This window comes from Thalassoglobus sp. JC818, assembly GCF_040717535.1.
Classification (GTDB): Bacteria; Planctomycetota; Planctomycetia; order Planctomycetales; family Planctomycetaceae; genus Thalassoglobus.
This window is the reverse complement of sequence record NZ_JBFEFI010000002.1, coordinates 609,402-633,456: the sequence shown is the minus strand read 5'-3', so window position 1 is coordinate 633,456 and position 24,055 is coordinate 609,402. Positions and strand designations below refer to the sequence as shown.

Annotated in this window: 15 protein-coding genes; 6 read left to right on the top strand and 9 right to left on the bottom strand. The window is 52.9% G+C overall.

Going from position 1 to position 24,055, the window contains the following annotated elements:
- Positions 1-176: 176 nt before the first annotated feature.
- Positions 177-4,265: a protein kinase gene (locus AB1L42_RS06900; protein ID WP_367052797.1), complete on the top strand. Its 4,089-nt coding sequence runs from the start codon at positions 177-179 to the stop codon at positions 4,263-4,265.
- A gap of 94 nt (positions 4,266-4,359) precedes the next feature.
- Here the strand turns inward: AB1L42_RS06900 and AB1L42_RS06895 are convergent, their stop codons facing one another.
- On the bottom strand, positions 4,360-6,162 hold the full coding sequence (locus AB1L42_RS06895; RefSeq protein WP_367052795.1) for an arylsulfatase: 1,803 nt from the start codon (positions 6,160-6,162) through the stop codon (positions 4,360-4,362).
- A gap of 189 nt (positions 6,163-6,351) precedes the next feature.
- Here AB1L42_RS06895 and AB1L42_RS06890 point away from each other — a divergent pair, with 189 nt between their 5' ends.
- Positions 6,352-7,344: a diacylglycerol kinase family protein gene (locus AB1L42_RS06890; RefSeq protein ID WP_367052793.1), complete on the top strand. Its 993-nt coding sequence runs from the start codon at positions 6,352-6,354 to the stop codon at positions 7,342-7,344.
- A 38-nt stretch (positions 7,345-7,382) separates the two neighbouring features.
- Here the strand turns inward: AB1L42_RS06890 and AB1L42_RS06885 are convergent, their stop codons facing one another.
- From AB1L42_RS06885 to AB1L42_RS06870, 4 genes are all read right to left on the bottom strand, one after another.
- A complete protein-coding gene (locus tag AB1L42_RS06885) occupies positions 7,383-8,978 on the bottom strand; it encodes a sulfatase (RefSeq protein WP_367052791.1) in 1,596 nt (531 codons plus the stop codon).
- 150 nt (positions 8,979-9,128) lie between these two features.
- The gene (locus AB1L42_RS06880; RefSeq protein ID WP_367052789.1) at positions 9,129-11,066 is read right to left on the bottom strand and encodes a cytochrome b N-terminal domain-containing protein; all 1,938 of its coding nucleotides are present in this window, start codon (positions 11,064-11,066) and stop codon (positions 9,129-9,131) included.
- A 51-nt stretch (positions 11,067-11,117) separates the two neighbouring features.
- A complete protein-coding gene (locus tag AB1L42_RS06875) occupies positions 11,118-11,684 on the bottom strand; it encodes a Rieske 2Fe-2S domain-containing protein (protein ID WP_367052786.1) in 567 nt (188 codons plus the stop codon).
- A gap of 187 nt (positions 11,685-11,871) precedes the next feature.
- Positions 11,872-12,873, bottom strand: coding sequence for a bifunctional oligoribonuclease/PAP phosphatase NrnA (locus AB1L42_RS06870; protein WP_367052784.1), 1,002 nt, complete (start codon positions 12,871-12,873; stop codon positions 11,872-11,874).
- A gap of 108 nt (positions 12,874-12,981) precedes the next feature.
- Here AB1L42_RS06870 and AB1L42_RS06865 point away from each other — a divergent pair, with 108 nt between their 5' ends.
- The 4 genes from AB1L42_RS06865 (at position 12,982) to AB1L42_RS06850 (ending at position 17,676) form a co-directional block, all read left to right on the top strand.
- The gene (locus tag AB1L42_RS06865; RefSeq protein ID WP_367052782.1) at positions 12,982-13,326 is read left to right on the top strand and encodes a 4a-hydroxytetrahydrobiopterin dehydratase; all 345 of its coding nucleotides are present in this window, start codon (positions 12,982-12,984) and stop codon (positions 13,324-13,326) included.
- A gap of 83 nt (positions 13,327-13,409) precedes the next feature.
- Positions 13,410-14,576, top strand: a complete 1,167-nt coding sequence (locus tag AB1L42_RS06860) for a hypothetical protein (protein WP_367052780.1) — start codon at positions 13,410-13,412, stop codon at positions 14,574-14,576.
- Positions 14,577-14,692: 116 nt separating this feature from the next.
- The gene (locus AB1L42_RS06855) at positions 14,693-16,120 is read left to right on the top strand and encodes a sulfatase (RefSeq protein WP_367052778.1); all 1,428 of its coding nucleotides are present in this window, start codon (positions 14,693-14,695) and stop codon (positions 16,118-16,120) included.
- 53 nt (positions 16,121-16,173) lie between these two features.
- The gene (locus AB1L42_RS06850; RefSeq protein WP_367052776.1) at positions 16,174-17,676 is read left to right on the top strand and encodes a hypothetical protein; all 1,503 of its coding nucleotides are present in this window, start codon (positions 16,174-16,176) and stop codon (positions 17,674-17,676) included.
- Between the two features lie 3 nt (positions 17,677-17,679).
- Here AB1L42_RS06850 and fdhF read toward each other — a convergent pair whose 3' ends face one another.
- The 4 genes from fdhF to AB1L42_RS06830 are packed head-to-tail and all read right to left on the bottom strand — an operon-like array spanning position 17,680 to position 24,043.
- Positions 17,680-20,607: a formate dehydrogenase subunit alpha gene (gene fdhF / locus AB1L42_RS06845; protein ID WP_367052774.1), complete on the bottom strand. Its 2,928-nt coding sequence runs from the start codon at positions 20,605-20,607 to the stop codon at positions 17,680-17,682.
- On the bottom strand, positions 20,597-22,234 hold the full coding sequence (locus AB1L42_RS06840; protein ID WP_367052772.1) for an NADH-ubiquinone oxidoreductase-F iron-sulfur binding region domain-containing protein: 1,638 nt from the start codon (positions 22,232-22,234) through the stop codon (positions 20,597-20,599). Before AB1L42_RS06840 ends, fdhF begins: the two co-directional genes overlap by 11 nt.
- Entirely contained in the window at positions 22,235-23,533 is a 1,299-nt protein-coding gene (locus AB1L42_RS06835) for a PQQ-binding-like beta-propeller repeat protein (protein ID WP_367052770.1), read from the bottom strand.
- Between the two features lie 42 nt (positions 23,534-23,575).
- Positions 23,576-24,043, bottom strand: coding sequence for a ribosomal protein L7/L12 (locus AB1L42_RS06830; RefSeq protein ID WP_367052768.1), 468 nt, complete (start codon positions 24,041-24,043; stop codon positions 23,576-23,578).
- Between the last annotated feature and the right edge of the window lie 12 nt (positions 24,044-24,055).

The window sequence follows — 24,055 nt, the reverse complement described above, 5'->3', positions numbered from 1 at the left end:
GGTTACGAACTTCGAGTTCATACCCCGAGTTGATTGCAATCCGAAAAGACCTTTGACGGTCTGTTTGTAAGAGTCGTATAGTCAAGATAGGTCCATACGGGATTCCCGTGAGATGGCCTGTTCTAAACAACAGCAGCGACTCCCTGCCTCAACAGTCTTCTCAGATTCGCAATCACATGTCTTCCGACTCCCAGAACCCTAAACCCCGCATCAGCGGCTGGATCAATTCTGATCTAGAATCTCTGGGAAAGTATGACATCACCCGATGCCTCGGCGTCGGAGGTATGGGAACCGTTTTCCTCGCCACGGATCGAGAACTGAACCGAACGGTCGCGCTCAAAGTCTTGTCGAAAGAACGGGCTGAGAACGCGATCCTCGTTCGCCGGTTTAAGTCCGAAGGACAAGCTGCGGCTCTCTTATCTCACCCCAATATGGTGGGTGTCTACGAAGCTGGCGAAGCAGATGGTTTTTTCTATCTCGCACTTGAATACGTGGACGGAATCGACGTCCACAACCTGCTTCGCAAGCGACTTGTCATCCCGGTCAAGCGTAGCCTGGAAATTGTGAAGCAAGTTGCTGCCGCTCTTCAGGTCGCCCACGAAAAGCGACTCGTCCATCGCGACATCAAACCGGCAAACATCATGATTGCCCGCGATGGAACGGTGAAACTGACCGACCTCGGCCTCGCCCGCTCACTCGACAATACTCTCGACACATCGATCACGCGTGACGGAACAACGGTCGGGACAATCGATTACATGTCCCCCGAACAGGCTGCAGATAGTAAGAAGACCGACATTCGCAGCGATCTCTATTCGCTGGGCTGTACGTGGTATCACATGCTGACCGGGCACGCTCCGTTTCCGAACGGAGACTTGACCAACAAACTAGCCGCGCATGCTAAAGCTCCTCCTCCCGACCCGCGCGATGAAAATCCTGAAGTCCCGGAAGCTGTCGTTGCTGTCATTCATCGATTGATGGCCAAACAGCCCGGCGAACGTTATCAAACTCCCAAACAACTTCTCGACGACCTGAACAGCACGACGCTGCTCATGTCACAGGACTCCGAGAATCTTCTCGCGGTCCTGATGGAAGATGATTTCGAAGGTGACGACGAGTCCGGATCGTTTGTCGTCCAGGCTGAGGACCAAGCGGAACTGCTGAAGCGAAAACCAACGCAAACGCCCTCGCCAACAACTGTTCAGCGAGTTCGCAAAGAACGCCCCGAATCAACCGAACCGGACGGGTCTGACTCAGTCGCGATTCCAGTCCCCGATTCCGAAGAAATTCGCCCGCCCGCGCGTCGATCGAACGAGCAGTCGAAGTCAAAACGGTCCGACTCAAAACCGAAGACTCCTTCGCGATCTCGACCTTCGTCATCAAGCCAGAAGACGACACCGAAAACAGCACCCGAAAAGAAGTCGTCTCGTACGAAACCGACAGCGAAAGAGACTCAACCGGGAACCAGGAACTCTCATCCACGGCAGAAGTCAAAGAGTTCCAGGCCATCGCCCAAACCGAAAACAAAAGTACTGCCACCCAGAAAGACACCGCTAACCGATACTCCTGATCAAGAGCCCCAGAAGAGTTCGAAGAAAACCAAAGTGGCCATTAACTGGGTACAGATTGGTGCCATCGCAGGCGGCGTGCTGGCACTTTTGATTTTGATCTTCATCATCGTCAAGTCACTCGACAACACCGGAGAGGTTCCGCAAACCAATCCGTATGGGGATAACTACGAATCCCCACTGCCGCCTAAAAATGGCTCGGCATCATCTCCGTCGGATTCTGAACCGCCGGAGTTAACTTCCGTCGAGACTAAAGCTCCTTCGGAAACCGAACCAGCTTCCGAGTTGGACAACGACGACGTTCCAACCATCTTAGCCGAAACGGAAGAGTCCAAGCCCCGAAGATTTCTCCCGGAGTGGATGAACCCTAATTGGAAAGTGCCGACATTGAACCGTCAGGCGACAGTCTCTGTTCGTCCTGGTGCACACGTGACCGCAGAGTCTGCCCCGAGCCTGAACAAGGCATTGCAAAACCTTTCTCGATCAATGACGACGATCGACGTCTCTTCAGTCCGACGGGAAACTTTACGACCTCAACAAGTCACCGTTCCGCAAACACTTCAAATCACATCCAGTCGTGAGCCTCCCATCTTCGTCATCCATAAGGATTCAGAATCGAATCCCGAACATGCGACAAAGAGTTGGATCCAGTTTTCAGAAGGCGCCGTGCAGATACACGGCGCCCATTTTTTTGTCTGCAACTCGGATGCATCGACTCCACTGTCCCTCTTCGAACTCGAAGGCTGTGAACTCACATTTACCGAGTGTCGCTTCACGATTGTTGGTGACGGATCAGTTCAACTGGTGGCCGCTTCTTCAAAAGCCAAACGTCTCAACAAAGTCGTCTTCGAAAATTGCATGGTCAGCGGGGAGCAAGTCAGTGCGACCGGTTCGATTCAATCTGCCCTCAGCTTCAGTGCCCGGAATTCGGTCTTCCTCAGTGAGTCAGGATCCATGTGGTCTTCTGCTGCCAATGGCTCCACGAATTCTACGCCTGATCTCACAGTCGTTCTCTCGAATTGTCTGGCTGCCACGGGAGGAACACTGTTTGATCTGACCGGAGTCAAAGAAGCTGCCAATCAGCCCTCGTTTGCAATTCGTATCGGAGTTGAACGTTCTCGGCTGGAAAACCTCGGCCCGAGCTCAGCCACGCTTCTCGACGTCAAAAACTGGTCCGGTCCATCAACGTGGGACATCGCAGAACTCAATCAAAATGGCATCGACTTCTTTGTCACCAATTCCGTCTTGGGAGACTTGAATCTCAAGAGTTCTTCGAATTCTGCATCGAGTCAGCAGGCAACACCCATCGGCTGGGACGAGATCAATGCTCCGCAGATCATCAATGAGGACGTCAGCGCATCGAACACAGCCTGCCTGCACGACGTATCGTTGGAATCGGTGACGATTTCAGAATTGGTTCAATGCGGATTGTGTTCCAACACTCAATCCGATCCGCGGAATCCAACAATCGGACCGTTTGCGGGCAAGATTCCAGTTCTTGCTTCCGAAGCGGTCGACAGAGAACTTGCCATCCTTCGCATGGCAGCTCTTGCTTCGAAAGCATCCGACCCGAATACGAAGACTGTGACGTTTGACCTCAATGGGAACCGCAAGTTACAGGGCTTCCTCGACAGCGGCGATTGCCCAAATGGTTCAACGGTTCTGCTGAGTGGATCAGGCTTGATTCAGGTCCCGCCGATCGCGCTCATCAACAGACAACTGACGCTTCAGTTTCAATCGACCTCCGGAACTCCCCTGCAATTGGAGCCCGCGCCGGGTGACAACTCGGAACCGATGTTCCACATTCACGGAGGGCTGATCTCAATTGTGGAGGGAGTTTTTTCGATCCCTCGAACTCGCGGAACGGAAGTTTCAGCACAGTTTGCGATGCTCTCAAATGGAGCGAAACTGGAAATCGTCCGGACGCACCTTCAGACCAGAATGCAGTCGAACACCTCCATACCCACGATCATCATCACTGACGACTCGGAGAGCCTCAACCAGTCTTCACCAGCCCTGACGATCCGCGATTCGATGATATCTGGCTCCGGGCCGATCGTTGAAACACGGGGAAACAGCACTCCGATCGCTGTACGAAACTCCATCCTATTCAGTGCGAGCGATCTGTTCGAACTCGGCTCAACTTCAACTCCAGCAGACTTGTTGATCGATCAGTGCACCTTGAGTGCGGCGCGTGCCTTGGTTCGAGTTCCAACTGAGGATTCGACGCAACGGTGGACTGTATTGATGACTGACTGCATCGTTGCGCCTCCAATTTCGCCGGCGACTGAACGTGCCCTCCTCGCAGGGACATCGCAAACAGAACTCAAGGATCAGTTGAACTGGTACGAACTGCGAACAGCCCATGCCACGGTTCCAAGAACTCTTATCGAAGCGACTCCTCCGCTGACCGGGAAGCTCGACACCGAATGGGCGAAGTTCTGGAGCTCGCAAAATGTGATCGACGTTATTGAAGGTCCCCAAGCTGTGCTGTTCCGAGAAGTCAGTCCATCGGAAACGAAACTGAGCCCTGCAAGTTTTCACCTGATGCCCGACAGCCTCGCTGCCCGATGGGGTGAGGATGGAACAGCAATCGGTGCTTCCGCCGATTCAGTTGGGCCGCCAAAGCCTGTTTCTGAAACGAAACCTGAGCGCAAAGGGCCAGAGCCGGTCACGCTTCCGCCAGCTCGGTTTTAAACGAGAGAATGTTGAGTTGCTGACTTTGTTGCTGAGCAACGAGTCCTTGCCGTCGCTCGTGACGTGGTCCCAATCCGAGCAGGTAAGTCGTAGTTCAATCGACTCGTTTGAGCATCAGGAGACGGAATTCGATGGCTTCATCTCCAGGAATTTCCAGTGCTTTCAGAACGAGTTGACCAGCACCCTTCTTGAGGCTGATTGTCCCTATTGAAACCGGATGGAAATCTTTCACGTACGATTCTTGCCGCTCCACTCGATCTTCTTCAGCTCCGACGAGAGGAGGATCGTTGGGGGTTTCGATGCATGCTGCGATGCTTGAGTCGCCGCACGAAAGTTCCATCACGCAGCCAACGTCGTCAGCTTTGCATGTGTAATAGAGGTCGACCTCAAACGCTCCATCTTCGACGACTTCGACATCCCACTGAATGGTATCGTCCGTGCTGACCCAGTTAGTGAAGTAGGAGCAATTCGGAAAGCGATTGGATCGTTGGATCTTCCCATGAGCGACGCCATCGCGGGCTGGAATTTGAGTTGCGATGAAGTCCGGATGACCGACGAGAAACGGACGGTCGTCCTGATCGTAGCCTTCGAGAACTGTCTTCTTCCACTGCTTCACTTGAGCTTTCAACTCTTTTGCGATCTCCGGATGATCAGCGACGACGTTCTTTTTCTGACCAGGATCTGACTGCATATCAAAGAGCTGTCCTTCATGGTCCAATCGGAAACGCTGTGTACGAGCACTGACTCGATTTCGCCAATGCGAGAAAATCGTTCGGTCCGGCCACGACGTTTCTTCTCCCGTCAGCAACGGACTCAGGCTAATTCCGTCGAGAGCCGCTGGGTGATCCTGAAGATCGATGCCACACATATCAGCCAGTGTCGGAAGCAGATCGATCGCGCCGCCAATTTCCGTGATCATCTCACCAGCTGGAATTTTGGCAGGCCAGCGCACCAGACATGGCGATCGAACTCCTCCTTCATCAGTGGACCCTTTGCGACCTTTCATCCCGCCGTTCCAGCGGTTTCCATTCGGTCCGTTATCACAGAAGTAGATGAAAATTGTGTTGTCTGCGAGATCTCGCTCATCAAGCTTCGCCAGAAGTCGGCCGACATTGTCATCGATATTCTCACACATCGCCAACGCAGCTCGTGTGTGACCGATGTCTTCTTTCTCGGGATTGTCGCTGCGCATTTCGAGTTCTTGATCGCGATGACGATCCCAGTACTTCTGAGGAACCTGCATCGGAGAGTGAGGGGTATTGTATGGCAGATAAATGAAAAACGGTTCGTCCTGATGCTCATCGATAAAGTTCATCGCCTGCGTTGTGAAGTCATCAACAGTAAACCCATTCCCCTGAACCAGTTCTCCGTTGCGCTCCAGCATCCAATCGAAGTAGTGCCCCCAGTGCCCGGAACAGAATCCGTAGAACTCGTCAAATCCCCGTCCGTTGGGATGGTACGGATACTGCATTCCGTTGTGCCACTTCCCATATGCAGCAGTGTGATAACCTGCTTCCTGAAAAACGTCTGCAATCGTTTTCTCGTCGAGATTCATCCGCTCCCCGCCGGCGGAAGTGCTGTACACTCCACTTCGCGGGTGATATCGACCTGTCAGAAATTCCGCCCGGGTCGGAGAGCAAACCGGACAGACATAAAAGCGATCAAACTTCGCTCCATCAGCTGCCAGTGAATCGATGTTTGGAGTCTTCAGATTTGTATTTCCATTGAGGCTTAAATCTCCCCATCCCTGATCGTCCGTCAGAATGACAACAACATTCGGGTGAGAATTCGTTGAGGAATCCGCCTGTGTTGTTGAGGTTGTGAGTGAATCACAAAACAGAAGTTTGAGCACACAGAGAGACGCGATGCACAACTGTCGCCAATGGGATTCAGACATAACGCGAACGCTTTCGGTGAATAGAGGAGCGAGAGCAAACTCAAAACTGCAATTCGGATCGGATGCAAAGCCATTCATCAACGACTTCGAAAATCCCCATGAAGTTCGTGGACTCCATTCTGTTCGAGTCGAGATAAAGGGTCAATCGGCCACTATAGTTCAAACTGCGAATTCGATATCGTGCTGAAGATGACACAGACAAACTCTCCATCCTCAAGAACCTCTCAAACGTGGGTTGCGATTCAGCGGAATCCGAAGTCCGGTTCTGGACGTCAGGTTCGGGAAATCAAAGAACTCATCTCTGAACTCCGAAACCGTGGAATCCGGCCGAGACTTTTCTCGCGGAGAAACGAACTCGATACAGCTGTCGCCAGTTGTTCAGCACAGCAGCCTCTTTGTGGAATTGTCGCAGCTGGGGGCGATGGCACGCTGCTTGATCTGATCAATCGGCACCCGAAGATTCCGATCGCGGTGTTGCCGCTTGGCACAGAGAATCTTTGCGCGAAGTACCTCGGAATTCCGAGAAGCGGTTCTGCAGTCGCGAAAATGGTTGCTGAAGGACATACGTCGCAATTTGATATCGGGAGTCTCATCTCAATACCGACCAATGACCAGCAAGGCGAGAGTGCTCAGGTTTCTTCGGAGACGGAAGTCACTCAACGATTCATCGTGATGGCGAGTATCGGATTCGATGCTGCGGTGATTCACCATATGCACGCTCATCGCCAAGGGAACATACATCGCCTCAGCTATCTGAATCCCATCGCACAGGTTCTGAAGAGTTACAGCTATCCGGAGCTGCGAGTGTATGTCGACGACGATCCTGTTCCAGTTGTCGGACGAAATGTGATCGTTGCGAATCTTCCGTCCTACGCACTTGGACTCCGCGTGGCATCGAATGCGGAAGGGAACGACGGACTTCTCGATGTGCGCGTTCTCCAGCAGGGTTCACTGTTGGGGATGTTTCGATACCTGGCGCTGATTTACTATCGACGTCACGAACGGGTGAAAGATGTGATTTCACGGCAAGGGTCACAAATCCGAATCGAGAGCGATCAGCCCAGCCCGATTCAGATCGATGGAGATCCCGCCGGGATGACGCCAGCGACAATCACAATTGAAAAAAGAGCCGGGGAACTCTTTGTCCCCGACTCTTTCAAAAACTCAGCTCTCAATACTTAATGACGAAAGCACTCGGACGCACCAGAGAGAGAATGACTTCACTCTCCTTCTAGCGTTCGGAATTGCTTCTTCCAGTTGTCGTCCTTTTCAGACATATCGCTCTCGTCACCGTAGTCTTCGATCAGCCCAGTCAGTTGACCTTTCAGATTCTCGATCACTTCGGCGTATTGAGGATTCTCGTATTCATTGAGCAATTCGTCGGGATCTTTTTCGAGGTCGTAGAACTCCCATTCTCCGAACTGATAGAAGTGGATCAGCTTGTAGCGCTCGGTGCGAATTCCATTGTGTTTGGCGACCATGTGAACGCTGGGATACTCGTGATAGTGATAGTAAATCGCTTCACGCCAGTCGTCAGGAGTTTCGCCTTTCAGCAGTGGGACCAGTGATCGCCCCTGCATGTCGTCCGGAATTTCTGCACCGGCCATGTCGAGAAACGTCTCTGCATAGTCGAGGTTTTGAACGAGGTCGGTATTGATCGTTCCGGGAGGAGTGACATGCGGCCACTTCACAATCAATGGCATTTTGAGGGATTCTTCGTACATCCAACGTTTGTCATACCATCCGTGATCACCCAGATAGAAACCTTGGTCAGATGAATAGATGACAACGGTGTTGTCCGCCAAACCTGCCTCTTCAAGGTAAGCCATCAACTGCCCAACGCTGTCATCCACGCCGCGAATACATCGCAGATAGTTGCGGATGTAGCGATGGTACTTCCATCGCACGAGTTCTTTTCCGTCGAGGTTGAGCTTCTTCAGCTCGTTGTTCTTGCGGTCGAAAACAGCGTTCCAGGCTTCAAGCTGTTCGGGAGTCATCTTCTGAAGATTGCGGAAGCCAGAACGGTCGGTGGATTTGCCTTTTTCAGGATCCCAACCGTGCAGTGGTGGACCGAAACAATCGAAGACGATGTTGAGATGTCCGTCGATCTCCATTTCCTGAAAACGTGCTGGGCTGGCATTATCTTCCCAGTTGTCGAACAACGTGGCAGGCTCCGGGATATCGACGTCATCGTAGAGTTCGAGATATCGAAGAGGCGGCATCCATGTACGGTGCGGTGCTTTGTGCTGGCACATCAACATGAACGGCTTGTCTTTGTCGCGATCGTTTTCGAGCCAGTTCAGAGCCATGTCTGTCACAAGATCGGTGCAGTAGCCCTCGACGACTTCTCGTCCTTCTTCTGAAATGAAGACCGGGTTGTAGTAATCTCCCTGCCCCGGCAACACTTTCCAAAAGTCGAATCCTTGAGGATCTGTTCCAAGGTGCCACTTCCCAATCATGGCTGTCGAGTAACCGACTTTTTGAAGGAGTTTCGGGAAGGTCTGCTGATCCCCATTGAAGCGGTCGGAGTTTTCACGAAATCCGTTGATGTGGCTGTGCTTGCCGGTCTGAATGACCGCCCGACTCGGACCACAAATGGAGTTCGTGCAGAAGCTGTTCTCGAAGACCATTCCTTCTGACGCCAGTCGATCGATATTGGGTGTCGGATTGACGTCCTTCAGCCATCCATCGTAAGCACCAATCGCATGAGGTGCGTGATCGTCTGTAAAGATAAACAGAATGTTCGGTCGATCGGCAGATTCGGTCCGTCCACAGAGAACGAACACCAGCATGACCAGCGGCGCGACGCGTTTCATGATGAGACTCTATTAACTGATATGTGAGTGACAGAATGCGTGAAGTTTCCCTCATCGAACTCAGTCTATTGAAATGTCTGTGACAACAACTCGATTTCTCGTTCGGCGTATCGTTTGTGAAAACTTCGAAGTATCGATGTACCCCGAAGGTTAATGACTCTCAGCCTCTTCACTGGCTGGAGCGACATAAAAGTCTTTCGCTAGCCACTTCGAGACAAGTTCTAATTCTTGCTGAGTCATCTGATCGGCGAAGCCAGGCATCGCGTTGTTTCCGTACTCTCCAGCGTAGTGTGCTTGAGGATCGGCCACCATTTGCAGAATCCACTCTGTTCCTCCGTACCCGGTCAGCACTGGCTGCAAGTCTTCGGAGAGTGCTTCGTCCGCAAGAATCCATCGATCAGAGAGACCAGACGGGTCGACAACAAGCGGATGCATGCTGTGACAGTCGACACAGGCATCGACTGATCCATTTGTAAGTTCGCCAGTGGTGAAGATTTCCATTCCACGAAGGACGACATCGCTCCCGGGAGAGAGAGCGTCCGGTCGCTGACTTTGAGTGTAGAGGAACTCGACGAGTGCTACGTAGTCGTCGGCGTTTTCCGATGCAGTCAGTGTTTCCGCATTGGAGTCCGACCAATCTTTCATGGAGCCTTCGAGGATTGCCTCCGCTGCTTCTCCTCGATCGCCTTCGATATTCGCCAAAGCTGCAAAGTGACCACCGAAGTCGGTCAGTACGGAGCGAATCCAGTCGCGTGATCCAAAGTCAATCTGGTCGCGGTTATTCGGATCGGCAAGTCCGGGTGCTTGCGGTGCTTCCGCGAAGTCGTCAAATCGTGACTCAGGCTGATGACAGCTCAAACAATACTGTTCAAAGATCTTCGGACCTTGAGTAAGGGGATCGTTGGCGAGAAGCAGCGCCGCCCCCGATGGTGGAATTCCAGTCTTGGATTCCGCCAGTGCCACAGTTCTGGCTCCGTCTCGATGAGCCTCATCGACCGCTTGTCGAAAGTCGCGTCCCTCTGGGGTGTCTGCGTACCAGTCTTCGTAATATGCCATTCCGGTCAGGACGCCAGCGATTCCCAACATGGACCACAAGTAGGCCACGTTAAATTTGTGTCCCCACTTGAAGTACGCAGTGATCGGCATCAGTGCCAGAACCGCAAACAGGGCTCCGGGAATGACAATCGCTCCGAGTGCTTCGCCGAGATGAGTCGCTTCACCCCACTGACTAACAAACTCGAACTGAAGAAACTTGAACAGGAACAGGTAATACCATTCAGGACGAGCGGCTGAGTAGGCTTCAGCCGGGTTGGCGGGGGCGGTCAGTTCGGCTCCGTGCCAGTACAACGTCGCTCCCATAATGGCAGCCAGGACTGCAAGGCACGCGACACCGTCTTTCAAGATTTGATCCGGCCAGAATACGCCGTCTTCTTCGCCCTCGTGCTTAATTGCGTGCAGGGCATGTCTTCGGAAAACGTAAATATGCAATCCGAGGAACATCACCAGCATGGCCGGAAGAACTCCCGCATGCAGCGCGAAGAACCGCGTCAGTGTATGATTTCCATAACTTGGACCACCTTGCACGAGCTGTTGAATCCACGGTCCGACAAATGGGGCCGATCCCATGATCTCCGTGGCTACTCGTGTCGCGTAATACCCTTTTTGATCCCAGGGGAGGAGGTATCCCGTCAGGCCGAGAAACATGACGATCTGCATCAGCACCAGCCCGAGCCAGAAATTGACTTCACGCGGGGCTCGATAAGCTCCGTCGATCACAACCTGCATCAGATGGAGGATCAACAAGATCATCATCGCCTGGGCAGCGAAGTGATGAATGCCTCGCACAACCCAACCAAAGACCATTTGATGCTGGATGAAGTAGACACTCTCCCAGGCAGTCGTCGCGCCGGGGCTGTAAGCCATCCAGAGGCAGAAGCCAGTGATCACCTGAATGAAGAAGGTGAAGGTCAACGTGCTTCCCCAGACGTAGCGCCATTTCGCGCCACCGGGGATCGGCTCGTTGAGCGCCTCGTGCATTAGGTCACGATATCCGGTTCGATGATCCAGCCAATCCAACAGACGATTCATTGTCTTACCCAAGCTTCGAGATTGTTCGTCATTGTCAAACAGTGAGGAGAATCAAACCGGAATTTTCTCAGCGGTTCCCGCTCGGAAATTCTCGAACTTGACCCAAATCTCGTTGTCGTTTCGCACCTCGACGTTGAGTGTATCCAATCCGCGAGGAGGAATTTCGTTGCTTCGTTCCCCATCGAGATTGAACGAACTGTCATGACACGGGCAAATGAACGCATTCGCGTCGGTCTTATAATTCACTGTGCAACCAAGGTGAGGACAACTCGCGTTGAAGGCTGTGACACTTCGGTCTTCGTCCATCTTCAAGTAGACCGCTCCGATCGCTGTCTCGGCGTAGGTCGTCCATGCATCTTGCTTCGCGCCGGTCACTTTGTAGCTTCGCGGTGGACCGCCCGGTAAGAGACTGTTTGTGGAGCCGATGAACGTGAATCCATCCGAGTCCTCATCCGAGCTTTTCTTCTTGAGGAGCGGATTGAGAAAGAAGCCTCCGCCAAAAACCAGCGGGACGGCTGTAATCACTCCACCGACAAGAACAGCGGCAAACTTCACGAGGAAGTTTCGTCGAGGAGGATTGGCCTGCTCAGTTGCATCGGGACTGTGTGTCTCTGTCATCTCGTTTGACCTTCATGATCTCGAACCGAGGCGAAAATCATAGGGAGTTCAGCGTGAATTGTCAGCGAAACTGGTCACCGAGAGTCCTTCTCAACATCGAGTTCATGGAATCTTGGCGAGACGCGTCGGCTGAGCGTTCTGGCTCAGTCAGCATCGCTGCGGGGAGGGTAACACGTTGGGAAATAAATCAGGTAGGGCTGGGGGCCTGCTGAAAGGACTCGGAAAAGGCCTTCAATAAGGTTTCGCGAGCAGTTTCCAGTGGACCGGGGAGCATCGTGCCTGCAGCTTTCTGATGGCCTCCGCCGCCGAATTGCTCGGCAATGACGGCTACATCCATGTCGGAACGGCTTCTCAAACTCGCTTTAATTCGACCATCGAGTTGCTGGACGAGCATGAAGCCCGCCTCCACTCCTTCGACCGTCAGGCACGTGTTGACCATTCCATCAGTATCCGCAGGATGAGCTTTAGTCTCTGAAAAGTCCTTACGAAGTGCAAACGTGTGCGCGAGGCGACCGTCGAATTCGACTTCCACCCGATTGAGCATGATGGCTTTCAACTTCAGCTGCGCGAGAGAAGATCGTTCGTAAAGCTCCCTGTATAAGTCATTCGGCTGGACACCGGAATCGATCAATCTGCCAGCTGCGCGATAGGTCCGACCATCCGCATTCGAAAATCGGTACCAGCCGGTGTCCGTGGCAATCGCTGCGAAGAGAGCGTCCGCCTGATGGCCTCGAGGAGGCTGTCCCATGAATTCGGCGAACTCAGAAACGAGAACTCCGGTGGCAGCCGCTGAAGAATCCTTGAACTCGACAGCTCCGAGATCGTCTGAGCTGACGTGATGGTCAATGATCACTTTCTTTGCAGGTGTTTTTTCGAGCACCTTGCCGACATCGCCCAATTGCACCCAGGCGCTGGTATCAAGAACAACATGAACATCGGTATCACAAACCGATTCCGCGGTCACATTCTGACCGATTTTGACAATTCGCTGATCAGGATCCAAAAACGAAAGATGATTTGGAGTCGCAGAAGGATTCACAATTCTGACGTCTTTACCGAGTTGCAGAAGTAATTCAGCGAAGCCAATCTCTGAACCAATCGCGTCGGCGTCAGGACGCACGTGACTGGTGAGGACAAACCGTTGATGGGTTGAGATGATGTCGGCAAGCGCTTGCCAATCGATGGGCATAAAGATTCCTTGGAGCAGTTGTGTTTTCACAGAAAATTCGTGATCGTGGCAAGCCGCACATACTGTATTGTGAGCGAACGTTCAGTTCCATTCAACTTGGGGTGATCGATGCCAAATGATGTCATTCTGACCGACGAAGAGATCGAAAAAGCACTTTCTGAGCTTCCTGGATGGGAAGTTCGCGACAACTGGCTCCGGCGAAAATACAAAACCCCGGGCTGGCCCCACACTCTCATGCTGGCCAATACGATCAGCTACATTGCCGAAGCTGCGCATCACCATCCGGATCTGGAACTCGGATACGCGCAGGTGATTTTCAAGATTCAGACTCACCGAGTGAAAGCCATCACGGAGAGCGATGTGGCGCTCGCCAGGAAAGTCCACGAGGTCGTCACCTGGCTGCCGGGCGACGACTCTCCTCTCGACGGATATCCCAAAAGCTGGATCAAGTGACCAGCGGTTTCTCACCTCAAACGTTTGTCTGGACTTCCGATCACTGCATAGAGCATGCATGACCGCTTCTAGAAAGTACTCACATGTGGAGACCGTGGAAGTCGCGAACCAAAGACGCTGAAGCAGACTACGAAAAAGCTCGCGAGCAACTTCTGGAGCGTGCTCCCATTCCCGTCCTTTGGCTGTTCGGAAAAACGGGAAGCGGAAAATCTTCGGTCGTGCGGTATCTCACCGAATCGGACGACATCGAAATCGGTCCCGGTTTCCGACCGCAGACCAAATTCTCTTCGATGTATTCCTTCCCAGACGAAGATGATCCCATTCTCAAGTTTCTCGACACACGAGGCATTGGAGAAGCTGAGTACGACCCTGACGAAGACATTGTCGCCTTCGACAAAGTGGCCCATCTGATGATCGTGACCATCCGCGCGATGGATCATGCTGTCGACGATGTCTTTCGGTCACTCTCGACCATCCGCGATGCTGTTCCCGATCGACCTGTGCTTCTCGTTTTAACAGCTCTTCACGATGCTTACCCCGGCGAACAACACCCTGAAGTCGACCCGTTCAGCGATGATCGAGCGCCTCTCCCGAACGATTTGAACCCCGAGTTAAAACGTTCCCTCGAATTGCATTACAAGCGTTTCGATGGTCTCTTCGACCGGGCTGTTCCGATCGATCTGACTCCTCCACATGAAGGATTCCATGAACCGAACTTTGGAGGAGAGCGGCTCAAGAAAGCGATACTCGATTCGCTTCCGGCTGCGTATCGCCAGAATCTTCTGCAGATGAGCGAACTCCTTGAACCGGTCACGACACTCGCCAAAGAAAAGACCATGCCCACGATCCTGGGCAGCAGCAGCCTCGCCGCAACAGCTGCGGCGGTTCCTTTTCCGTGGGTCGACATCCCCGTTGTTCTTGGAATCCAAACTCATCTCGTCTACAAGCTGGCGAGCATGCACAACATTCCCATCGACGCTGCCACGATCGCTCAAGTTTCCGGAGTCATGGGAGGACGCGTTGCGGTCACAATGGGTATTCGAGCGGGCTTAAAATTCATTCCCTGGGTTGGAATGGCTGCAAATTCCGCAGCTGCGTTTGCGTTTACCTTTGCAACTGGAATGGCCTGGAACTGGTACTTCACAAGCGTCGCACAAGGCCATGTACCCAAGGAGTCGGAGCTTAAAGAAGTCTTCCAAAGCCAACTCAAACGCGCTGCACATGTCTGGCGAACTTCGCAAGCTGAGTGAACCAAACTTCGGCTATTGCTCGAATCGATGGATCATATCCTCGCAACTGAATCGCTGATAAATTGCCTAACTGAATTACTTCACGTTCAACCGTGTTTCAAAGATGGGAGTCATGAATGAATCGCCTCGCACTCATTCTCGTGGTCGCACTGATGCATCTGTGCTGGATGCCCCTAACTGATGCCGCCGCACCCGAGCAGCAACCGAACGTGGTTCTGATCCTCGTTGACGATCTGGGATGGATGGACCTGTCGTGCCAGGGAAGCGACTACTTTCGCACTCCGAACATTGACGCACTCGCCAACGATGGAATCCGCTTCACTGATGCCTACGCTGCCTGTGCCGTCTGCAGCCCGACCAGATCGGCAATCATGACTGGACGATACCCAGCCAGAGTTGGCGTTACCGATTGGATTCGAGCACGTTTTCAGCGCGGGGGAATCGGAACTCCATCAGAAAACCCTACGGAGTTTGTCGGTGGTCCAAAACAAAAATTGCTCTGCCCTCCCAATCCGTACTGGATGGAACATGAAGAGGTCACCATCGCAGAACTTCTCGCTCCGCTTGGATACGCTTCCTGCCATGTCGGGAAATGGCACTTAGGTGACCCGGAGTGGTATCCAACTCACCAAGGATTTGACGTAAACGTTGCAGGTTGTGATCTCGGCCAACCACCTTCTTACTTCGATCCGTACACCCATGAACGTTATCACTTCGATGGTCAACTCGAACCTCGCAAAGAGGGCGAATTCCTAACGCATCGCGAAGCCGATGAAGCTGCCGAGTTTATTCGCGAACACAAGGATGAGCCGTTCTTTCTGAACTATTGCCCCTACGCCGTTCACACACCGATCCAGGCAATCGAAGAGGTCGCGAAGACTTATGAGCGAGAAGGCAAATCAGCAGTCAACGCCAAGTACGCAGCTCTCGTTGAAAGCGTGGACGATGCGGTTGGAACGATCGTTGGCGAACTCGAAAAACTCGGCCTAACAGATCGAACACTCGTCATTTTCACTTCGGACAACGGCGGACTCATTGGCCCGACCAACAATGCCCCGCTCCGCTCCGGCAAGGGATACGCTTACGAAGGCGGAATCCGCGTTCCTCTGATTATGAAGTGGCCCGGTGTCATTCCGGCTCAAACGACTTCTGACGAACCTGTCATGAGCATCGATTTGCTGCCCACCATCGCAGCTGCAACAGGTGCCACCCTTCCCAGCGACCGCACCATCGATGGTGAGTCCCTGCTGTCGCTCGTTCAATCGGGAGGAGAAGAGGGTCTCGAAGAGAGAGTGTTGACGTGGCACTTCCCGCACTATCGTCACGCTCCTGGACCTTATTCTATCATTCGATCAGGCGACTGGAAGTTGATTCGCTGGGATGAAGGTCCTGTCGAACTCTACAATCTCGACGAAGATCTCGGAGAAACGAAAAATCTGTCCGACAAACTCCCCGAGCTTCGCGTAGAACTTAACGCCAAGCTTGATGCCGAATTGAAAGCTCAAGGAGCCAAGATTCCCGTTCCCAATCCGAATTACCGTTAGTTCGCCTTCTCTAGCAGTGAAGGCCGCCGTCGATCAGTGAACGGAGCTGCCCGGTGCACCGTGTTCCGAAGATCCTGAAGTCCACAATTTCGCGCGAAGCAACTCGATTTGACTTCATGATCATTCGATGCGCAATCGTGCTGACTTCGTTCCTGATCCTCCCACTGTTTTTACCCCTCGCAACGCAGCCGTTCACCGCTGGACGAATCCTACTTGCGGTCTTCCTGGTCTTAAGTCTTGTGTTCCTGACTCTCCTCGGAGGAAGACTTATTCGAGACGTCCCCAATGAATCCGCGACAGGCATGCTGAGTCTGCTCGCTCTCACTGGGACCAGTGCTGGGGAATGGACGCTCGTCAAGCTGGTCCATCAATGGAGTGGCTTTCTCTCGGTCTGGATTGTCCGCATTCCGATTCTGATTTTGCTCTTCACCTTCGGGGGAGTTCGATGGCCTGATCTGGTGACAATCGAGCTTCTCTTCATCGCTCTGTTTGCGATGGTCTCGACATGGTCCATGTCACAGTCACTTTTTGCTGACGGTCAAAAAACTGCCGGCTTGGCCGGACTGAATATCATCACTGCGATCGACATGCTTCTCGTCGGTCCAAGGCTGGTCAACTTGTTCCTGCCTCTGATCGGATTCAGTTTCCCGACTTCCGTTTCAAATGTCGCGGACTATCTCTCAGAGCACTCGCTGTTCATGCGAATCAAGTCATTCGGATTCGGAGGAGGGTTTGGTCCGAGCATCTGGCTGAATGTCTGCATCTATCTTGGCGTGGCTGTCTGGTCGTTGCTCTCATACAGTCAACGTCTCTTCACGCGGATCGGAGAAACTCCTGAGTCGAGGCCTGCGACGCGCGAAGAAAAGAAGGCCGAGAAGGCGGAGCAAACGAAACTCCCGCGATGCTGGGACGACGCACTTGCCTGGCAAAGTTATGCCTTCTATTCCGGAGGGGATTCGAGTCTCCTTGGCCGGTCGGTTCTATATGGACTGGCATTCGTGTGCGTTTTGGTCTCCATGTCCATCTCCTGGCTTCAAGGTCTGGCAGTCCTGATCCTGCTGGTCAGCATCGCTTCGTTTATCAACGTGATGAACGTTCCTTCACAGTGCCTCGACAAAGAAGTGAAAGCACAAACGCTGCAGGCACTCACCTTGACGCCCCATACCGGCACAGAGATTTATCAAGGCTGGCATCGAGGAGCGATAAAGTTGATGATCCCGGACGTTACATACGCGATCGCAGTCATATTCTCGCTGTATTTCGTTCACCACTACCTTGCTCTGGCAGCGTTCACACTTTGCGCCGCAGCGATGATGAGCGGTCCATTCTTGATGGTCTCGCATCTCGTTCCGATGACGAAGAAAGGAATCGGAACGAGTCTGGTGGTTGTTTCGCTATTGCTCACCATCTTAAGTCTGGGAGCAGCGGCGAGCATCCAATTTCATCCAGCTGCGTTTCCATTTGTTGCTCTCCCGATCTTGTGGGTCTTCAACAAATTTCTGTTTCACGTTTACCTGGAAAAATGGTTCACCACGAAAGTCGATTCAGACGCCTGAACCTTACGCCTCAGCAGCGACCGGAAGCGGGTCCAGCCTTACAGCACAGTATTTGAACTCTGGAATTCGACCATAAGGGTCGAGCACATCATTCGTCAGAATGTTGGCCGAAGCTTCGCGGAAGTGAAACGGAATAAAGATCGTTCCTTCTTCAACGCTGTTCTGAGCACGCGCTTGCAGGACAATCTCCCCGCGTCGAGACGACACGCGCACCTGTTCACCATCTTGAAGCCCATGACGTTTCATGTCTTCAGGATGAATCACAGCGAACGCTTCCGGTTCGATGGTATCCAGCGGAAGGCTGCGACGAGTCATACTTCCTGTGTGCCAGTGCTGCAACACTCGACCGGTCGTCAACACAAGTGGATATTCTTCATCGGGAAGTTCTTTCGCAGGCTCGTATCCGCAGGCCACAAATCGCCCACGACTGCTCTTCGTCGGAAACCCGTCCCCAAACAGAATTTGAATACCGTCCGCCATTTCCGGATCAGGACAAGGCCACAGCTTTCCGCTCTCCGACAAGTTGTCGTGACGCAAAGTTTTGTAACTCTCGGTCAGACTGGCAAACTCTTCAAACACCTCAGAGACATCCCGATATTCCATCGGCAATCCCATGCGTCGGGAAAGCTCACAGATGATCTTCCAATCCTGTCGCGATTCTCCGGGAGGATCGAGCACTTGTGCTCCAAGCTGAACACGTCGATCGGTGTTTGTGTAGGTCCCGGTTTTCTCAAAGAAGGTGCTCGCAGGAAAAACGACGTCTGCAAACTCGGCCGTCTCGGTGAGGAAAATGTCCTGCACAGCGAGAAAGTCGAGATTCGCAAGTGCTCGTCGAACCTTGTTGGCATTGGGGTCCGACAGGAAGGGGTTTTCCCCCAGGATATACATCCCTCGAATTGTCCCGTCGAGCGCCCCTTTCATAATCTCAACGACAGTCAATCCCGGTTTCGGGTCGAGCGGAACACCCCAGGCTTTCTCAAACTTACCCTTAACTTCGGGATCGGAAAGTGACTGATAGTCGGGATAAACAATCGGAATCAGTCCGGCGTCGCTGGCCCCCTGAACGTTGTTTTGTCCACGCAGAGGATGAAGTCCGGAGCCCGGCTTACCAACGTTGCCGGTCATCAAACACAACGAGATCAGGCATCTCGCATTGTCGGTCCCGTGAGTGTGCTGAGAGATTCCCATCCCCCAGAACACCAGCATACTCCCACCTCCACCGGGTGGAGTCGCTTTGCCGATTGTGCGTGCAATGGCTCGAATTTCGTCCGGTGCAATTCCGCAAACCTTGGAAGCTTCCTCAGGGGAATAATTCTCCAGAACAAGCTCTTTGAGAGACTCAAAATCTTCGGTGTGTTCCGCGATGTATTCTTCGTCGATCCACCCTTCACGAATCAAAACATGCATCACTCCGTTGTAAAAGGCGACATCACTTCCGGGGCGGATCTGGGCAAAGTGATCGGCATGTTGCGCGAGTTCGAACTTCCGTACGTCGACGATAATTAACTTCGTGCCGTTCTTCACCGCTTCCTTGATGAACGTGGCAGCGACCGGATGATTGGCAGTGGTGTTCGACCCGGTCACGAGGCAGACATCTGCATTCTGAACGTCTGCAAAAATGTTCGTCACAGCCCCGGAACCAATCGTTTCCATTAATGCTGCGACGGATGAAGCGTGGCAAAGCCGTGTACAGTGATCGACGTTATTCGTCTGAAAGCCTGCCCGAATCAGCTTCTGAAAGAGATAAGCCTCTTCGTTCGAGCACTTCGCGGAACCAAAACCTGCTAAAGCGTTTCGCCCGAACTCGTTCTTGATCGACATAAGCCGAGAAGCGACGAGATCAAGTGCTTCGTCCCAGGTGGCTTCTCGAAAAGCATCGTAAACGTGTTCATCGAGAATGATTCCGCCCGGCTTGCGTCGCTTGCCAGACACCGAGGATTGAACATCCGTCGAAAGTCCCTGCTTGGGATAATAATCCTCTCGACGAATCAACGGAGTTGTTAGCCGATCTGCGTGGTGTGTGTAGTCCCATCCGTAGCGTCCCTTCACACACAGCCGACTGTGATTAACCGGACTCTCTCGACCGTCAGCTTTGACGATTTGATTGCCTTGTTTCTGGTAGGTGATCGCACAACCGACACCGCAATACGGGCAAACACTGTCAACACTGGTAATTGGAAGCTCGACATCAAACGTCGTCTTCTGGTTGACCTTGTGCAAGAGTGCATCCGTCGGGCAAACAGAAGCGCACTCACCGCACGAGACGCACGTGCTTTCGCCCATCGGATTGTTCAGGTCGAACGAAATCTGAGCTGTGAATCCCTTGCCCGTCCTGCCAATCACATCGTTCGACTGAATATCATCACACGCGCGAATGCATCGATCGCATAGAATGCACGCCTGATGGTCGACAGAAATGACCGGCGAACTTTTGTCGACAGCACGCCGCTCAGGTTTTGAATCTGGCCCACAACCATTCTTCTTACTCGAATTCAGAGCTCGCAAACGTTCGAGATTCGAATCGCATACGCCCCCATGATCATCGATCAGGTTGTATTGTTTCCCGAGATCCGTCAGCAGGTTCTGCTTCGGAAAAGTCTGTTCGCTCGGAGCTTCCGACGTCGGATACTCACTTAGTAAAAGCGAGGTCAGCATCTTTCGATGTTTTAGAACACGCGGGCTGGCAGTTTCGACTTCGAGTCCATCGCTGCACTCGCGCATGCAAGACGGAGCAAGCGTCCGGGATTTCGTATCGACCACGCACATTCGACAGACACCGACCGGATCCATTCTCTCCGAATGACACAAAATCGGGATCTCAATCCCATTCTGTTTGGCAGCCTCCCAGATCGTCGTCCCGGGTGGGACCGCGACATCTGTTCCATCGATTGAAAGATGGATTGTCTCTGCCGAGTTTGATTCAGATGGCATTGTTCGGAATCTCCTCCGGGAAATTTTTCAGCATTGACAGCACCGGAGCCAGAGCGACCTGACCGAGACCGCAAATCGATGTTTCCTGAAGTGTTTCATGGAGCTCGCCAAGGAACTCGACGTCCTCCTCGCCCAGCCCTCCTGACTCAAGCAAAGTGACAGCTTGATGAGACCCGATTCGGCAGGGCACACACTTCCCACACGACTCGTTTCGGAAGAACTGGGTCAGGTTTGTCGCGAGAGAATAGAGGTCGCGATCCTCATGAAAGACCATGAGTGCACCGGTCCCCAGCATGCTTCCCGCTTTGCGAACCGCGTCGAAATCAATCGGGGTTTCAAGCTTGTCGGGACCGAGAAACAAAGAACTCGCTCCGCCCGGCAGAAACGCTTTCACATGTTTGTCGTCCGTAACTCCGCCAGCCATTTCAATGACTTCGGAGAAGGTCGTACCCATCGGAACTTCAAAAACTCCGGGAGAACGAACGTCACCCGAAACACACATGAACTTCAAGCCGGAGAAGCCATGAATGCCCTGCTCTTCCCACCACTTGGGACCATTGCGAACGATCGACGGGACTAGTGCGAAGGTTTCCACATTGTTGATGAGTGTCGGCTTGCCCCACAGCCCGTGTTGTCCCGGATAAGGAGGTTTGTTTCTCGGTTCACCGCGTTTGTCTTCGAGTGCTTCCAGCAACGCTGTTTCTTCCCCGAGAATATATCCCCCGGGCGAAACGAACACTTCCAGATCGAAACGTTGACCGGGGCCACGAGCTGATTCACCAAGGATTCCGGACTCGTAGGCCTGCTGAATCGCTGCCTGCAGGTTAGTGGTTTCGGGACCATACTCGTGGCGGATATACACGATGCCCGTTTCCGCTCCAATCGTCATCGCTGCCAGCAACATCCCTTCGATGACCAGATGCGGAACCTGCCGTAATATCTCGCGATCTTTGAATGTCCCGGGCTCGCTTTCGTCCGCATTGCAGATGACATACTTCTCGGGTTCCGCTTCCTTGGAGACGATCTCCCACTTCAAACCGGTTGGAAACCCTGCTCCCCCGCGACCGGTCAGATTGGTCCCTTTCAAAGCTTCAACACACTTCGCCGTTGGATCAGCGTCCGAAGCTCGAAGCTGTTTCGCGACGGAATAGAAATCGTCTAATGACGAATAGGGATCACACTTCCAACCAGTTTTGCTTTCTTGAGAAGCATGGTTCTCGTCCGGCGTCGAATGACCTTCATCAGCGATGAACTCGAGCAAAGACTGCTCTGAAGAATGAAGCGTCAGCGGGGCTGCGGGACGATCATTGATTGCAAATGATGGCGCCGAATCACAGCGTCCCTGACACGAGACCTCTCGAATCTCATAGTTTAACTCGGAATTTTGCAACGTGTCTTCGAGCGAACGAGCACCCGACTGACAGCCGGCAGCTTGGCAGCAAACGTCGCGACAAACATCGATCACCAGTTTCGCAGGGGGAGTCCGACGAAACGCCGTATAGAACGAGACGAGTTCTTCGAGACGGTAAAGGGGAACGCGTTTTTCCTCTGAGATTTCTCGCAGAACACCATCGCTGAGATACCCATGATGATGCTGCCGATCGAGGAGTTCTCGTAGAAGTTCCACTCAGTTTTCCCCAATACAGAAAAGATGATTCAGACTTCGGATATAGATTCTTCCGTCAGACATGGCAGGAGATGCACGGCACTCTTCGTTCAATTCGTTCTCCGCCACAATGACTAACTCATCAGCCGGACGAACAACGGTGGTCTTCCCATCGTCATCCAGAAAATAAACATAGTCATCGGTCGCAGTCAGCGACGTGCTGAAATGCCGTCCAAAACGACCACGCCAGAGTCGTTCCCCACTGGCCGCATCAAAACAATTGGCGATCCCATGATCGTCCGCAACGAACAAAAAATCTTTGACTCGAACAGGCGAAGGAACGTAGCACTTCGCACTTGTTTCATGCCAGAGCACATGTGAATCGGTGACGTCTCCACTGCCGAGAGGATCAAGTGCCATCACATGATAGGTGGGGAATCCCGCCGAGAGAAAAACATGTCGATCGTCGGCCACCATGGAAGCGACGAACTGTTCTGTCGGACCAGTCACGCTCCACAACTCCTCCCCTGTCGCCGGGTCGTAGCTGGTCACACAATGACTGCCTGACATGATGAGTTGTTCACGACCTCCGAATTCGCGAACGATCGGGGTGACGTAGCTTCGCGTCTGGTTTGGCCGGGGGATCTTCCAACGAATCTCACCGCTGGAACGATCGAGGGCTGCGAGGTACGAGTCCCCATCGTGATCGCCATTGATGATGACCGTCTCTTTGTAGATGACCGGACAACTGCAGAATCCGTGAACGCTGGCAAACTCTCCGACTGAGGTCTCCCAGACTTGCTCTCCTTCGAAATTGTAAGCGGCCAAGATCACGGAGCCAGCAGTCACTTCTCGTGGTTTCCCGACGTTGCGGGCTTCGACCGTCTCGCCAGAGATCTTGAGAAACGCGACAAAGACGTTCTTCCCGTCCGTCGCTGGGGTGGCCGAAGCATACGAATTGAACTTGTGTCGAGACTCAAGTGGAGAAGTCAGAACCGTCTGCTGCCAGAGGATCTCGCCACTGTCCTTATCGACCGAGAGCAGTGCCCGTTCCTGTGTCTCTTCCAAACAAGTCGTCAAGAACAATCGGTTTTCCCAGACGATCGGCGAAGAGTAACCTGTTCCCGGAATAGGCGTCTTCCAGAGGATATTTTCCGAAGACTCCGCAGAGTCATTCCACGTGACAGGCAGATCTGTCTCACGACTGATTCCATCCCCGGAGGGCCCTCTCCACATGGGCCAGTTCTCCGCCCGAGCAATGCTCGGAACGGCACACAGTGCCACAAACAGCAGAAACAATCGAGAGAACTGCAACGTCACTTAAGGACCTCCTCTGACCGCTGGATCAAACAATCAATTGGATCAGACAATCAATATGATGCCCCAAATGCATCCACAAACACCTGCGACGAGAAGCAAAGCTGCTGCTCCACATCCGGCATTCCCTTTCGGAACGAAAGTGGGGTCTTCCTTCTTCAACTGTTCCGTCAACTGCTCGATAAACTCTTTTGCTTCTTTGAGCCCGACTCCGGAATAGTCTCGATAGATTTTGATCGCCTGAAGCTTGCGCCCCTTGCGAATCTCTTCAAGCACCGCTTGTCGTTGAGCATCCTCTGAATTGGAATTCGACGAGCCAGCTTCAGCCGATTGAAGAATCTCTTCCGCACTCATCCCGGATTCGAACTTTCGCTGGACATCTTCAACCGCCTGTTTGGACTCAGCAAGGCTGCTGCCCGTCCATTCGCGATAGAGCTTGACTGCTTCGATTTGATTGCCGCTTCGAAGAGTCTCTAACAACGTTTCGAGTTGGCCGGAGTCGATTTGGTGCATAGTTGCGAAATT